Origin of the sequence: Peribacillus folii, from assembly GCF_030271255.1 — a bacterium.
Taxonomy (GTDB): domain Bacteria; phylum Bacillota; class Bacilli; order Bacillales; family DSM-1321; genus Peribacillus.
This window is the reverse complement of sequence record NZ_JASJOM010000009.1, coordinates 152,322-166,699: the sequence shown is the minus strand read 5'-3', so window position 1 is coordinate 166,699 and position 14,378 is coordinate 152,322. Positions and strand designations below refer to the sequence as shown.

Below are 14,378 nucleotides of genomic sequence, written 5' to 3'. Positions count from 1 at the left end.
TGTTGGCTGCTAAGGAAAACGGCCTTCTTCCGATATGTTACCGAAGTAAGGCCGCCGTTTTTTAAAGTTTCCTTATACGCTTGTTCCAACGCGAGAGGATTTTATAGCTGAGCGAATTGGGGCTCCGCGACCTTTACAAGCTGCTTACCGAGGTTCGTACCTTTAAACAAACCTAAAAATGCATCGGGTGTATTTTCAAATCCTTCAATGATGGTTTCCTCATACTTCAGCTTTCCTTCTTGAAGCCATTTCCCTAACTCCGTGGCTCCTTCTTTGAATCGGGAAGCATAATTACCGACCGTGAAGCCTTTCATGGTAGCACTTGTTTTGATCATGGCCGATTGCAGGCGGGGCCCTAAATCTTTCCCTTCCGCATTGTAAGAAGAAATCGCCCCGCACAACGGAATTCTGGCATTTGTATTCAATAGCGTGAAAACGGCATCTGTCACTTCTCCGCCCACATTATCAAAATACACATCGACCCCATCAGGAACAGCATGTTTTAAATCTTCCACGAAACTATCTTTTTTATAATTTACGGCTCCATCGAAGCCAAGCTCTTTCGTCAAGTATTCTAGTTTCTCATCTGAACCAGCGATGCCTACGACCTTCGCACCTTTAATCTTCGCTATTTGTCCAACAGCTGAACCAACGGCCCCCGCAGCTCCGGAAACCACGACCGTTTCACCTTCTTTGGGATGACCGATATCAAGCAAACCGAAGTAAGCTGTCAGACCGGTCATACCAAGAATCCCTAAATGGGTTGTAACTGGAGCAACCTTTGGATCTATCACGCGGATTTCCTTTTCCGTTACGACAGTATATTCCGCCCAATCGATATTACCGACAACTACATCTCCTTTTTTGAAGGAGTCCGACTTCGACTCCACCACTTCTGCTACAACCCCGCCAGTGATGGGCTTATTCAATTCAAATGGGGCAATATATGATTTGGTATCTTGCATTCTTCCTCTCATATATGGATCGACCGATAAATATAGCGTCCGTACTAAAATCTCATTACCATTTGGTGTGGGAACATCACTCTCCACAAATGTAAAATCTTCTTTCGTGGGCATGCCTTTCGGGCGGTTTGCCAAGGTGATTTTTTGTTGTTTGGATTGTGTCATCATTCGTTCCTCCTTGATTTAGGAATACGTATTATCGAAAAGCTAGCGTATCACTGTTAAAGTTCCCCAGTCAAAAGATATGACTTCCTAATGCTTCCATCCCACTTCATGCCAATTGCAGGGCCAGGCAGCTCCTGATCGCTTACATTATAGGCCTTTCCCCGCCACTGCACGGGCCAATGCATCTCCCCTAGTCTTTCCATTTGGAAAATAGGCATCCATATCAGTTCATTTTCCATTAAAACGCATAAAATAATCATGAATTAATTAATAAATGGGAGGTTTAGAAAATGAAAAATAAATCATGGCAGCCTGCAAACTGGGGCCAATGCCCGCCACAGAATTGTCCACCGCAATATTGCCCGCCCAATGTGAGTCCTACTCAATATGACCCACCACAAGTTTCACCAACCAAGCAATACGTCAATACAAACGTCTCGAACACGATCATACCAGTTATCCATCCATCGCATACCAAAACGGTGAACAAACATGTGAACACCTATAAACATTATTTCCCCCATACTCAATCGGTTGTGAATGAGTGTTATACGCAAAACCTCATTTGCGGAGTTCCACACAATCCTTGTCCGCCGAACCCCTGCCATCCCCATATGCCCTATCGGTTCTAACCAAAAAAAAGCCCCCTATCAGGGGTTTTTTTATTCCTCTTTAATCTTGCCTTACACACCTGACTGTTTCACTTCCAATGAAAAAGGTTTCGGAATGGAGCCCATTCCGAAACCTTTCTGTTATGTTTACAAGCCTGTTTGAGGCTTTCCTTCTTTTTTCTTTCCCGGTTTGAGGGCAGATGTCAATAGAACGGCAAGACCGCCTATGCCAATGCCTACTAAAACCGCTGTAGGATGATTCCAGCTTAGTCCCTTGTCAAAGAAAAACAACTCACGCAGTCCATCAACCATGAATCGCATCGGCAGCCAGGAATAAATCCAATCAGTGTAGAAAGAAGACATAAGCTCTGGGGCCATCGACAGTAACGGTGCTCCAAAGAATAGGATAATGACGAATAGCGGCAAACCCTTCATTCCAAGCCATGAAAGAGCTGCCGATATCATTAGGAAAAAGCTGAAATATGCGATGGAAAGGAACCAAGCAATGTTAGTGAAATTCGGAATATGCATCCCCACAGCATCAGCCATCCACGTCAAACCAAAACCTACCAATATGGCAAGCACGGCACCTATAAGCACCTGCACCAATTGATTGGCGAATTTTTCCCTTCGGCTGGCAAATGAAAGTTTATTCAGCATGACTGTAAGGAATGCCGCTCCAGCTATGCATGCCATCCATAGCGGCTGGAATAGCGACACGGGTGCATTTCCATTGGCGCTATGTGTTCCTGTTTCATTAACATTGATCACATTCTTTATGATCGGTGAAGCTAACGCAGCAGCTTGCTTTGTCGTTAGCGTACCTGCTTGTTTATCGAACCCTGTTAGAAGCTGGGTCCGGATATTTTCATTCATATTGTCTACGATTCCATTTAGCATTTGTCCGGCAAGAGTAGATGCCATCGTGTTCATACCCTGGTTCACCAAAATTTGAACGGTTGGTGATGAAGGATTTGGAGTCTGAAGAGATGCTTGCTTTTGACTGAAGTCCTTTGGAAGGACCAATGCAGCGTAATACTTCCTTTCGTCCAGACCTTGCTTTACTTCTTTATAGCTTTTTACGGTAACCCAATCCACAACTGGCTCATTACCTGATTTTGCTTTCGCAGAAGTTTTGATCAAGTTAGCCGTTTTTTCACCCATATTCACCTTTGTTCGATCGGGCAGTGTCATTCCTTGATCTTCATTAACAAAAGCGATGGGCAGGTTTTTCGGAGTTGGATTCACGGAAGGAACCAATGTAAGGCTAAATATCAGGACAACTGCCAATGCAATAACAGGTGCCAAAAAAGCCATTTTATTTTTTACCATTTTCATACATGTATCACCTTTTCCTTTTCTTGAACCATTTCGTCCTATTCACTAAGTAATGGACAAGCTGTTGTTTTATTATCAATATGTCAATTATAATTAAATGGAGCAAATACGCAATCAACAGTATGAAAGCTTACGTCCTTTACTTAACACAAAGTCGTTTATTGTTCATTATCATGGGAAAAATATTGAAAGTTGGTAGATGGAGCATGTCAGATCAAAAAACGGATAGACGTATCATCCGGACAAAAAGAATGTTAAGAGACGCCCTCACAGTATTAATGGAGGAAAAGGGCTTTGAACGGATTACGGTCAGCGACTTAACGGAAAAAGCCGATATTAATCGCGGAACATTTTATTTACACTATCAGGATAAATTCGATTTGTTGAAAAAAAGTGAAGAAGAGATCATCGATGGACTGAGAGAATTGAAAACTAAAATAATTCTGCCCACTGAAATAGAAAGTGCACCGTTGCATTTAGTGAAGTTATTCGAATATATTGCAGACAATGCCCGTTTCATGAAATTAATACTAGGGCCAAAAGGTGATCCTGGCTTTCAGGTCAAGTTAAAACGATTTATGGAAACCACTTTTTTGGAAAAGGCGATGAAAAGATCCAATCATGAATCTTTATCCGTTCCCATAGAGCACCTAATGGCCTATGTGACGTCTGCCCATCTTGGCGTCATCCAGCACTGGTTGGAAAGCGGCATGCAGCAAACCCCTCAAGAAATGGCATCGACTGTCATGAAAATCACCTTCTACGGACCAGCTCAATTAGCTGGACTGAAGCAATCTCCCCCTCAGGACAATGGCGGGCATTGAAGCAACCGTATCATATCGACTTCTTAATCTTGACCAAAATAGAGCGTGTTTTACACTCTGCCAAAACACGCTCTCACTAATTATGAATGAATTTAAAAGAAGATCATCGATGAATAAGGCTCGCACTCAATCAGCATGTACAAAGTGTCCCGCTCCTTCTATCATCACTACTCGCAAAGATGAATAAATGTTGAAACTTCCTCCAAATTAATTGGCCGAATACGCCTGAGCATTACTCACTGTATATACTTATATACTTAAAATTGACTTTCCATTATCCTTTCCAAAAGTTCATTTCTTTCCTTCTGTCTATCCCTTCATGTTTATTCAACATTTAGGCGATTCCACCAGTAATAAAAAATTGACTTCCTTTCATCACGAACCTAATATGGTTAAGTCAGCTTTATGGAAGGTGGTTAATGATGAACGTTCAGGCCCTTTTGCAAATGAATACGATATTTATCAGCATTTTAATTGAATCCCTTCCCTTCATTCTATTGGGAGTCCTTATATCCGGAATCATCCAAATCTTTGTGTCGGAAGAGATGATTGCAAAAATCATCCCGAAAAATCCGATTTTAGCTGTTTTATCCGCAATAGGAGCAGGAATTTTCTTTCTTGCATGCGAGTGCGGGATCGTGCCGATCACCAGGCGCTTGATTGCTAAAGGCGTGCCTCTTTCAGCAGCGATAGCCTTCATGCTTTCTGCACCTATATTGAATCCGATTGTCCTGTTTTCAACTTATATTGCATTTGGGAATGATTGGAGCATGGTTCTCTATCGCGGCGGCATCGCATTGTTGGTTGTGCTACTCATTGCTTTCATCATTTCTTTCCAATTCAAGACCGATCAGCTAAAACAAGAACACATTGTGCATATACATCAACATTCCCTTACTGTCAAAGGCAAGATTACAGGTATGTTCAAGCATTCGATCGAAGAGTTCTTCTCTGTCGGGAAGTACTTAATCATCGGCGCACTCCTGGCCGCTGCCATCCAGACCTTTTTGAAAACATCGGTTTTACTTGAAATCGGTCATGGCAATGTCTCCGGGAATGTAGTCATGATGGCTTTATCTTATGTGATGTCCCTCTGTTCCCAAGCAGATGCCTTTGTGGCAAGTTCTTTTAGAAGTACCTTCTCCCCATCATCGCTTGTTGCATTTCTTGTGTTCGGGGCCATGTTCGATATTAAAAATACAATCATGCTTTTAGGTACCTTCAAAACAAAATTCGTTTTATGCTTGATGGCTTATATCTTCATTGCGGTACTGGGTTTGACCTTATTGTTCATTTCTTAAAGAGGGTGTTTTTATATGGGAAGATTATTCATATTACTTGGACTGACTTTTTTATTCATGCACCTACACGCCTCAGGGAATATCTCAAAATATATTAATATGGAATATTCATATGTTTCACAGATCGCAATCTATATATTGGCCATTTTTACGTTAATGGGAGCCTACTTATTATTCAAAGAAGAGGATCAGGATGAGTGTGATGATTGCCAGTGCGGCCATGACCATAGCCATGATAACAAGAAATGGAAAAAAACCATGACGTACACTCTCTTTTCCCTTCCCATTTTCACTGGCCTCTTTTTACCAGTCGCCACAATGGATTCGAATATCGTCGAAAAAAAGGGGTTCCATTTCCCTGTATATGATGACTCGGATGAATACAGCCAGCATCAGTTCCTCCAGCCGGACACCAGCCTGTATTACGGCAAGGATGACTATTTAACCTTAATGGATCAATCGCTCAAAAGCTTAGGCAAGCAAGACAGCCTTCGATTGACCGATAAAAACTATCTTACCGATTTGGAAGCTATTTATTACTCTCCAGGAAAGTTCACCGGTAAACAAATCACGTTGACAGGATTTTCGTATCATTCAGAGGACCTGGCCAAAAATGAGGCATTCCTATTCCGCTTTGGGGTCATTCATTGTGTTGCGGACTCCGGGGTGTTCGGCATGCTGATCGAATTTCCTGAAGGGAAGCATCCTAAAAATGATGAGTGGTATTCCGTGACAGGTGAGGTGGAAACCATGTATTATCAGCCGTTCAAGAAAACCATACCAGTTCTCAAGGTTTCATCAAAAAGCAAAATAGCTGAACCTGATGACCCCTATGTATATAGACAATATTAAAATCAAATAAAAAAGGGAAGGATCGGACTCCTCCCCGCAGACTGGAGGCAAACCCATTCGAGTTGCCTCCAGTTTTTTTAGGTTTTGACCCGCTGCCTTCCCCTGAAACCTAATCTTGGAAGGTTAGGTCCTTCCAAAGCAAGCTCAAGTCGTACTTAACGCACTAGTTCTTTTCAAGATCCTCAAGCCATTTCTTTGTGGCCGTGGCCATTTCCCTTTGCTGTTCGCTTGCGGAAATTTTGGCTTCCTTATCCCCTTTTTGTTTACCGTACATTCCAAACTGGGCGTGATTCCCCCCTTTGATTTCATGTAAGGTCGTTTCTTTTGATAGCAAGTGTTTGGTTTCGTTAATTTTTTCTACCGTTGACAGTCCGTCGTATTCAGCGTACAAGGAAAGGATCGGCATATCTGTACCGGCAAAGTCACTTGAGTCACTTGGGTAAGATCCAAGGAAGATAATCCCTTCCACCTCATCCTGATGCTTATGAGCGTATGAGGCGGCCGCCACTCCTCCTAAGGAATGACCTCCGATATACCAATGTTCCATTTGCGGGAATAGCTTTTTGGCTTCCTCTGCCTTATTCACATCCAATAGGGCGAAATGGAAGGCAACGTCCGCAATCAAAACCGTGTACCCTTCCGCAGCCAATTGCTTTGCATAATATCCGTAAGCTTCTGGTTCAACTTTGGCTCCCGGATATAAAATGATCCCGGTCCCATTGCTTTTGTCAGGTTCAACGGTGATAAAGCCGTCTTGAGCCTTCCATTCCTTCTCGTTGACCAAAGCATGCAAGCGCTCAGTTGGTTTATATGTTTGTTCGGACCAAATATAAAACCCGCCAAAAGCAATCAACACGATAGCGAATACACTTATAAGACCGTATTTGATTATTTTCTTCATCATGACCTCACCTTAACGATTGATTTTAACTACCATTCTAATCATACCCGTCAGCGATTAGAAAGCAAGGAACATCCTCCTTTCAGCAAAAAGACTAGAGCGCTGGGAAGCAGGCCTGACCCCATCGTGATCGGAAGGAATATTCACAAGGAAGTTGGTTATATTAACCTCAAAAGAAAATAAGGGGAAAAACCATGAAGAGCATAGAGGATTTATCGGATTCCCTCAAAACCAATATAGCTTCCATACAGAAAGCCTTTCATTCTAATAAGGAATTGATCGTACGAACGATTTCGCCACCGTTCCTAGAGGTAAAAAAGGAGATTTGCCTGGTATATTTAGATACGATCGTTGATAAATCGGTCATACAGGAACATATTTTGCGCCCATTGCTGCAAATGAAGGATTTCTCTGCTGCTCATCCAATCCATGACATTAGCAATACAATCGAAATATCCAATATCCAGGTGATTCTGACGATGAATGAACTTATTAGTCACCTGACGAATGGAAACACGATCATCCTGATTGAAGAGATCGATCAATGCATCTCCGCAGCTACAGAAGAATGGAAAGACAGGGCATTTACTTTTCCCCAGTCACAGCGCGTCCTGAAAGGGCCGCAAATCGGGTTTACGGAACTTGCCAAAAATAATCTTTCCTTAATAAAAAGAGGGTTGAAAAATGAAAAACTCGTGATAGAGGAACAAACCATCGGGGCGGAAACGAATACAAGCATCTCCCTTTTGTACCTTGCGAACAAGGTCGATCATGAGATATTGGAAACGGTCAGGAACAAGGTGCAATCAATCGAGCTTTCATCCATATTGGATTCTTCTTATATAGAAGAAAGCATCAGCGGCGAACAGATCACATCCTTCCCCCTGGTATTCACCACGGAGCGTCCGGATGTTACATCTGGTCATTTATTGGAAGGAAAAATAGCGATAATTTGTGACGGATCTCCAAACGTCCTTATCGTCCCTGCCCTCTTCATACAATTTTTGCAATCACCTGAAGACTATTATGAAAAACCGCTGTTCGAATTGACCCGTTTGATAAGGATCTTTTCTTTCATCGTATCCATTTATTTAATTCCTTTCTACATTGCCCTTACATTGTTCCACCAGGAGCTGATACCGAGTGAACTATTGATAAACTTGGCGGCACAGCGCCAAATCGTTCCTTTGCCTGTAGTGCTGGAAGTGATTTTATTCATGTTACTATTCCAAGTGGTCTTGGAGAGCTCGATACGTTTACCAACGGGAATAACACTGGCATTCTCGATCATCGGAACCTTGATATTGGGTCAATCCGCTGCTGATGCAGGATTGGTCCAGCTTGCATCATTGGTCGTTGTTTCAGCTACGTATGTATTGAATTTCGCTGTACCGATACACCCCTTCGCCAATAGCGTGAAAATGATCCGGTTCTTTTTCGTTTTTTTGGCGAGTGTATTCGGCATCTATGGAATCATGCTCGGCACTTTTGTCCTGGTAAATCATTTATGCAGCTTGAACAGTTTCGGGGTTCCTTACTTATCCCCCATCGCTCCCTTAAAAACAGCTGATTTAAAAGACACATTGATCAGATTCCCATTAAAGAAAATCATCAACACGACCAAAAAATACAGTAAAGATGACCATATCAAAAATCATAAAAAATGAGTGAAATGAATGAAATATCTCTATTTTATTTTTATCATTTTATCGGTTGCATCCATTTTCTTCTCTCAAGAGGACAAACATGAATTGAATCAATCATCTTTCTCATTTGCACTGGGAATTGACTATGAAAAGGAAGGATATACCGTTTCTTTGCAACTTATCAATCCAGGAGAGATATCCGGTGAAAAACTATTGAATAACTCTCCTTACATCGTTTATAAGGCGAAAGGAAAAACAATAGACACAGCATTGGAAAAGATATCGATGAATACGTCCAGGCACCTGGACTTAAAACAAGAGCAAATCATTGTATTGGGAGAAGAACTGGCTCGAAAAGGCAGATTGAAGGAAATAGTTGAATATATCCTCCATTCCCCTGATATACCAGCAAATGCACTGATTATTACTACAAAAGGAAACAAGGCAAGTGAATTATTGAAAATATTCTCACCTGTTGAAGGCTATTCCGCACTTGAAATCACGAATACATTGAATAAATTGGGAAGACATGTTCTTAATAATGCGAGCGAAATAAAGGTGGAATTATTAGAGGATGGAAAAGATATTTCTTTGCCTTATATCGAATTGAAGGGCGATCTCCAGAAAGGAATGAATCGTGACAATCTTGATACGACAACCCCTGCCCACATTGTATTTGGCGGCTTTGGATTATTTAAGGATGGCACCCTGAAGAAATTCCTTGATTACAGGGATTCTTTATTCCTCCAACTACTTAATGGAAAATCATCAGGATTCATAATCGAATCCACCTGTCCAGCAGGTTCCGAGAAGTTCGCCTTTAAATTATTTAATGGTGCTGTTAAGAAGAAGGAATTCAAGCTGGCCCATGATAATTACAGCTTTCAATACATCCTTAATCTATCAGGAGACATCCGCCAGTACAACTGCCATGGGAACCTGAAAGACCCTGAAACGATCAGTCAGCTCGAAACGCAAATAAATAAAACGATACAGAGTAAAGAAAACAAAATCCTCTCCATTGCCCAAGACCATGAACTAGATCCATTCGGATTAGGGCACTCCATCAAAAGTAAAGATCCCAAAGCATGGAGAAATGTAGAAAAAGATTGGTCAACACGCATCAAGAATGCCCGGTTAAATGTCCATTCCGATATCACCATACAGAATGTAGGAAATTATAAATCAAGAGGTGACTGATATGAAGGCGAAACCCTTAATTGGAATCATGGAAATGCAGTTTGTAATGGTGTTATTCCTCCTTGGAAGCGCCATTATTTTAGGGATCGGATTGGATGCGGGTGAATATTCATGGCTGGCAAACTTACTGGCGGGTATTACCGGCCTGTTTTTATTCAATCTGTATGTATATATCTGGAATGAAAATCGCCATCAAAGTCTTAACTTTATACTTATTGCTCAATTTGGCAGGCATATTGGGTTTATCATATCCATCGTATATGCAGTCTACTTTGCATACATTGCATCAAGGGTTTTAAATGATATAGTCCATTTCATCAATAGTACATTATTGCACAATATGCACCCCTTTTTCATCAAGTTCACGATTTTTATAATCATTATTTATACCTATTCAAAAGGACTCGAGCCATTTGTTCGCTCAGCAGTGATTTTCGGATTGGTCACCATTTCATTTCTAATGCTCATTCCATTTTTCATTGTGTTAAGCGGCAATTTTCACATTGATTATATACTGCCCTTCCATTCTTTAGACGTTAAGAAGATTGTAAGAACCGTTTTCCCTGCATTGGTTACCTTCCCTTATGGCGAATTGATTGTTTTTTTAGCGTTGCTGCCATTCTTGAAGGAGAAGAAGGCATTGGTAAAAGGCGGAAGCATCGTCATTGTCATATCAGCCATTTTACTATCCATTTTTTCTTTTCTAACCATCGGCGTATTACATCCTGATTTAGCGAAATCTTATTCTTATCCACTTGTTACGACGATAGAACATATTGGATTGATAGGTTTTTTTCAGAGATTGGACATAATGGCTGTCATCATTTTCATGATCGGCTGTTATTTTAAAATAACCGTGTTCACATTTGCATCCATTTTTGTTGCTAAAGATTGTACGGCTAAATGGAAAATGAATCACAAAAGCCTTGTTTCCGCGATTTTTATCGTGATTATTGCCTTGTCTTATTTATATTCCGATAATAATTCCCTTCATGTAAAAATTGGCCTGGAGCTTGTACCTGCCTTATTGCATGTACCGCTTCAAATCGTTGTGCCCGCATTGATCGTCATGTTCACTTTTGTAAGAGGAAAACTCGCATAGATACCGAGGATAAAGCGAATGAATGAAATGATCAGAATGTTCTTAAATAATATTTTATTTTGAAAGCCATGGTTTTTCCCTCCTATAGCCTTATAATTATAAATGCTACATATTTATTTACCACATCAGGAGGAACTTTCCTAAATGAACAATTCGAAAAACTCTATCATTCTAGCGGGGACCATTGTCGGGACCCTTTTTGCAGGCAGCTCAGCTTATGCCAGCACCTATCAGGTGAAATCAGGGGATACCCTCGATAAGATTTCCAGAGCCAATCATACAACTGTCCTGGAACTAAAAGCCGCCAACCACTTGACTGGCAGCCTCATTTATCCCGGACAAGTCTTGAAGCTTAATGGCGTTAACAACAAAACGAACAAAAGCAGCGATACAACCGAGAAATATATCGTGAAACTGGGGGATAGCCTATCAACAATCGCCAAAAGGCATAATCTTTCCCTTAGTGCCTTGCTTAAATTAAACCCCGCGATTTCCAACTCTGATCGCATTTATATCGGCCAGGCGATCCGTGTTTCAGGACAAGTCATCCCAACTAGCTCGAAAGCCAGCAAAAGCGATTCAAATGCAACTTATACAGTCAAATCTGGGGACACCCTTGGTCAAATTGCAAAAGCAAAAAATATGACGCTCCAGCAATTAAAATCGGCAAACAGCTTGACGGGATCACTGATATTCCCTGGACAAGTCTTGAAGGTCACGATCAATGCCGTCGAGAGCAGCAGCAAGGTGAATAAGGTAACTGTGAAAAAGCATGTGGTCAAGCTGGGGGATAGTTTATCTTCCATCTCAAAAAAATATAACCTAACGCTGAATGCCCTGCTTAAGCTAAACCCTTCGGTCACCAATGCGAATCGCATCAAAATCGGCCAAAGCATCATTGTTACGGGACAGGCGGCGGCTGCCTCTGCAGCAAATAAAACATCCACATCGACGAAATCTGCCAAAGTGAATCAGGTTTTGACTGCTGGTGCAAAATATATGGGGGCCAAATATATGTATGGGGCGAGCACATCACGCACGGATGTTTTTGATTGTTCTTCATTCACTTTAAAAGCATTCCAGGCTGCAGGCATCTCCTTGCCCCGAACTTCACTGGCCCAATCACAGGCAGGTGCCACCGTATCCTCGAACAACCTTCAAAAAGGTGATTTAGTATTTTTTGATACTAATAGTGATGGCGTAATCAATCATGTCGGCATTTATGCCGGTAATGGGCAAATGCTTAATGCTTCTACCTCTAACGGCGTTTCTTATGCAAACATCAACAGTTCCTACTGGGGGCCACGTTTCGTAAAAGCAGTACGTGTACTAAACTGATCTAGCTTTAACTACGTCTATTAATCTGAAAAAGGAAAACGTTCTCGATTTTAATCCGCGACGCTTTTCCTTTTTCGTTAGCACTTCATCTGATTGTCGCTTCCTGGACTGCTCTCCCGCCATTTACCCTTCGTTTACATTTTGCGCACAGTTACTGATTTATTATATAGCGAAAATTTTCTATGTATCGAGCCTTTACCCTGCCCATACGCCTTACATGATCATAAAAACTAAAAGGAAATTTAAAGGTATGACCAAAATCCCAACTATTCCTGCTAAGATCCTTTGTCCAATACCCGCACTCCGTTGGCAGCCATTGCGACCGCGCCGCCTTTTGCAGCGGCAACTGATCAACGGGTGAGAATAACTTTATCGCATCCCCTGATTTGACGGCCCTGCTGCCTCGAAGAACCTTAACCAGTTTGAGCAAAGGCTGGAGCCCTCTATGGAACAAGGAAACATGGCCGGCCTCAAATAATATGTTCAAAGCATGAGAAAAAGTGATCATATGGCCTATCAAGTCATGATGTGATTCCGCTCGATATATGATTGGGAAATACGCCAATTCCTCCAGCACGAAAAGGGAGAGGTCATTTGCGTTTTCAATGATGGGCATGTTATCTTCTTTTGTTATTTCGATCCTTTTGACTTCAGCAGCCGAATAACCGATCCAAGAACGTCCCGGAATCGAGTTTTCGAAGAAGAGGATAAGATCGGCTATTCCAGAAAGGTCGCATGTCTTTGCCCCGCCTTCTTTCAGTTCCCGAAGGGCCAAAAGACTAATGGCGCCATAAATGATGTTATGGCCCACCCAGTGGAGTCGATCGACCGTTTTATCAAGTGCTTGAAGAATGCTGCGTTCAGCCATGTCCATATCCGATTCCCTTACAGGACCATACTCTTTCCTGCCCGCACACTGGCTCTCGATCATTGCTTTCAGCTGCGCCAATACAAGATGAGCCAGATTTTCGTTCAGTTCATTATCCTTCACAAAAAAGTGTCCAGCAATGGCCGCCGCACCAAAATGTGCTTGCCAAATGCCGCCCGTTTCTTTTTTACATCGGGATATGATTGATAGCCCTTCATTCAACAATCCATTATTCATCTTATCCTCTCCTCTTCCCTTCCATCCTTCCTATATAGTAGGAAGCACCCATCCTTATTCCAAGAAGATGTTTGAACTGTTAATGGGAAAAAGCCATCCATTTAGAGTTTTGATTATGACTCTATTTATCTTCCAGATACAGTATCCTATAATTCATATACCCGGTGAATTCATTAATACAATTCTCCAACCATCTGGATCTTCAATCGTGACACCCGATTTTTCCCAATATGGATTTTCTGGAGAAACTGAATCATACCCCAAATGTTTTAATCTATTTGTGATTTCTTCAATCGTATTGCTATCAGGGATATATAAGACAAGCAAATTATCCTTTGTTGGAGCTGGACAAGGACTGCCATCTTTGTGCTGAGTAAATTCTAAATGATAGTTTGAAGCAGGAAGACCGATCATTATCCCGTCATATCCATCGTGCCCTTCAAAGGAACCTATTTTTTGCAGGCCTAATCCCTCACAGTAGAAGCTTATAACCTTTTCTAGCTGATCAGTTGGACGAGCAACACGGATTTGCGCTATTCTCATTTCACTTGGCCATTCAGTTTCCATTTCCCCATCCCTTTCTGTATCTTTTCCTTCTTATACCTATTTCCTTAACGACTACACATAGTAGAAATTGAATGAAGTTCTCAGCACCTTCACCTTATTTATAAGGCTTTACCTGGGTTTACCCTAGCTATAAAGAAGGATGCTCATGTACTGGAGAAACTAATCTCATTTCTGACTTTACAAGCCTTTCATCATCAAATGCAAATATTATTTTTGTTTCACAAGCTAATTGCCCATTAACTGTGGTTATACATTTCCTTATCCTAATCCCCTTCATCCAAATATTTTAAGTCTATCGCAGGCAAATACACGGATTATACCAAATAAGCAAAAGAGAAGAATGAAGTACATGAAACAAATTGGTACGGCGTGGGACGAGTAAAATATGAATCAATGGTTCGAAGTCCTTTTCTCCGCGGCGGTACTCTGCAAAATCGTGATGGATAGTAAAAATGTTGGACTC

13 protein-coding genes are annotated in these 14,378 nt (G+C 41.5%); 8 read left to right on the top strand and 5 right to left on the bottom strand.

The window, feature by feature from the left end; translation table 11 throughout:
• Positions 1 to 101 precede the first annotated feature (101 nt).
• The gene (locus QNI08_RS16630; RefSeq protein WP_285768535.1) at positions 102 to 1,130 is read right to left on the bottom strand and encodes an NADP-dependent oxidoreductase; all 1,029 of its coding nucleotides are present in this window, start codon (positions 1,128 to 1,130) and stop codon (positions 102 to 104) included.
• 290 nt (positions 1,131 to 1,420) lie between these two features.
• Between QNI08_RS16630 and QNI08_RS16625 the strand changes: the two genes are divergently transcribed.
• Positions 1,421 to 1,762 (top strand): CotD family spore coat protein, encoded by a 342-nt coding sequence (locus tag QNI08_RS16625; RefSeq protein WP_285768507.1) that lies wholly within the window; start codon positions 1,421 to 1,423, stop codon positions 1,760 to 1,762.
• Positions 1,763 to 1,888: 126 nt separating this feature from the next.
• On the opposite strand, the gene QNI08_RS16620 is transcribed toward QNI08_RS16625, so the two are convergent.
• Positions 1,889 to 3,073 (bottom strand): YhgE/Pip domain-containing protein, encoded by a 1,185-nt coding sequence (locus QNI08_RS16620; protein ID WP_285768534.1) that lies wholly within the window; start codon positions 3,071 to 3,073, stop codon positions 1,889 to 1,891.
• Between the two features lie 212 nt (positions 3,074 to 3,285).
• Here QNI08_RS16620 and QNI08_RS16615 point away from each other — a divergent pair, with 212 nt between their 5' ends.
• From QNI08_RS16615 to QNI08_RS16605, 3 genes are all read left to right on the top strand, one after another.
• Positions 3,286 to 3,903 (top strand): TetR/AcrR family transcriptional regulator, encoded by a 618-nt coding sequence (locus tag QNI08_RS16615; protein ID WP_285768506.1) that lies wholly within the window; start codon positions 3,286 to 3,288, stop codon positions 3,901 to 3,903.
• Between the two features lie 422 nt (positions 3,904 to 4,325).
• Positions 4,326 to 5,204 (top strand): permease, encoded by an 879-nt coding sequence (locus QNI08_RS16610; protein WP_285768533.1) that lies wholly within the window; start codon positions 4,326 to 4,328, stop codon positions 5,202 to 5,204.
• Between the two features lie 15 nt (positions 5,205 to 5,219).
• Positions 5,220 to 6,056, top strand: a complete 837-nt coding sequence (locus QNI08_RS16605; protein ID WP_285768505.1) for a TIGR03943 family putative permease subunit — start codon at positions 5,220 to 5,222, stop codon at positions 6,054 to 6,056.
• Between the two features lie 163 nt (positions 6,057 to 6,219).
• Here QNI08_RS16605 and QNI08_RS16600 read toward each other — a convergent pair whose 3' ends face one another.
• Positions 6,220 to 6,960, bottom strand: a complete 741-nt coding sequence (locus QNI08_RS16600; RefSeq protein WP_352231226.1) for an alpha/beta hydrolase — start codon at positions 6,958 to 6,960, stop codon at positions 6,220 to 6,222.
• 191 nt (positions 6,961 to 7,151) lie between these two features.
• Between QNI08_RS16600 and QNI08_RS16595 the strand changes: the two genes are divergently transcribed.
• The 4 genes from QNI08_RS16595 to QNI08_RS16580 all read left to right on the top strand — a co-directional run bounded on the left by QNI08_RS16595 (position 7,152) and on the right by QNI08_RS16580 (position 12,243).
• On the top strand, positions 7,152 to 8,624 hold the full coding sequence (locus tag QNI08_RS16595) for a spore germination protein (protein WP_285768504.1): 1,473 nt from the start codon (positions 7,152 to 7,154) through the stop codon (positions 8,622 to 8,624).
• 9 nt (positions 8,625 to 8,633) lie between these two features.
• Positions 8,634 to 9,803 (top strand): Ger(x)C family spore germination protein, encoded by a 1,170-nt coding sequence (locus QNI08_RS16590; RefSeq protein WP_285768503.1) that lies wholly within the window; start codon positions 8,634 to 8,636, stop codon positions 9,801 to 9,803.
• A 1-nt stretch (position 9,804) separates the two neighbouring features.
• Entirely contained in the window at positions 9,805 to 10,905 is a 1,101-nt protein-coding gene (locus QNI08_RS16585) for a GerAB/ArcD/ProY family transporter (RefSeq protein WP_285768502.1), read from the top strand.
• 144 nt (positions 10,906 to 11,049) lie between these two features.
• Positions 11,050 to 12,243, top strand: coding sequence for a C40 family peptidase (locus QNI08_RS16580; RefSeq protein ID WP_285768501.1), 1,194 nt, complete (start codon positions 11,050 to 11,052; stop codon positions 12,241 to 12,243).
• Positions 12,244 to 12,394: 151 nt separating this feature from the next.
• Here the strand turns inward: QNI08_RS16580 and QNI08_RS16575 are convergent, their stop codons facing one another.
• Together QNI08_RS16575 and QNI08_RS16570 are read right to left on the bottom strand one after the other, a co-directional pair.
• A complete protein-coding gene (locus QNI08_RS16575) occupies positions 12,395 to 13,348 on the bottom strand; it encodes a hypothetical protein (protein WP_285768500.1) in 954 nt (317 codons plus the stop codon).
• Positions 13,349 to 13,501: 153 nt separating this feature from the next.
• Positions 13,502 to 13,915, bottom strand: a complete 414-nt coding sequence (locus QNI08_RS16570) for a VOC family protein (RefSeq protein ID WP_285768499.1) — start codon at positions 13,913 to 13,915, stop codon at positions 13,502 to 13,504.
• Between the last annotated feature and the right edge of the window lie 463 nt (positions 13,916 to 14,378).

Coding starts and splice junctions, on each gene's coding strand:
- QNI08_RS16630 (WP_285768535.1), bottom strand. CDS start 1,130: ATGACACAATCCAAACAACAAAAAATCACCTTGGCAAACCGCCCGAAA.
- QNI08_RS16625 (WP_285768507.1), top strand. CDS start 1,421: ATGAAAAATAAATCATGGCAGCCTGCAAACTGGGGCCAATGCCCGCCA.
- QNI08_RS16620 (WP_285768534.1), bottom strand. CDS start 3,073: ATGGTAAAAAATAAAATGGCTTTTTTGGCACCTGTTATTGCATTGGCA.
- QNI08_RS16615 (WP_285768506.1), top strand. CDS start 3,286: ATGTCAGATCAAAAAACGGATAGACGTATCATCCGGACAAAAAGAATG.
- QNI08_RS16610 (WP_285768533.1), top strand. CDS start 4,326: ATGAACGTTCAGGCCCTTTTGCAAATGAATACGATATTTATCAGCATT.
- QNI08_RS16605 (WP_285768505.1), top strand. CDS start 5,220: ATGGGAAGATTATTCATATTACTTGGACTGACTTTTTTATTCATGCAC.
- QNI08_RS16600 (WP_352231226.1), bottom strand. CDS start 6,960: ATGATGAAGAAAATAATCAAATACGGTCTTATAAGTGTATTCGCTATC.
- QNI08_RS16595 (WP_285768504.1), top strand. CDS start 7,152: ATGAAGAGCATAGAGGATTTATCGGATTCCCTCAAAACCAATATAGCT.
- QNI08_RS16590 (WP_285768503.1), top strand. CDS start 8,634: ATGAAATATCTCTATTTTATTTTTATCATTTTATCGGTTGCATCCATT.
- QNI08_RS16585 (WP_285768502.1), top strand. CDS start 9,805: ATGAAGGCGAAACCCTTAATTGGAATCATGGAAATGCAGTTTGTAATG.
- QNI08_RS16580 (WP_285768501.1), top strand. CDS start 11,050: ATGAACAATTCGAAAAACTCTATCATTCTAGCGGGGACCATTGTCGGG.
- QNI08_RS16575 (WP_285768500.1), bottom strand. CDS start 13,348: ATGAATAATGGATTGTTGAATGAAGGGCTATCAATCATATCCCGATGT.
- QNI08_RS16570 (WP_285768499.1), bottom strand. CDS start 13,915: ATGGAAACTGAATGGCCAAGTGAAATGAGAATAGCGCAAATCCGTGTT.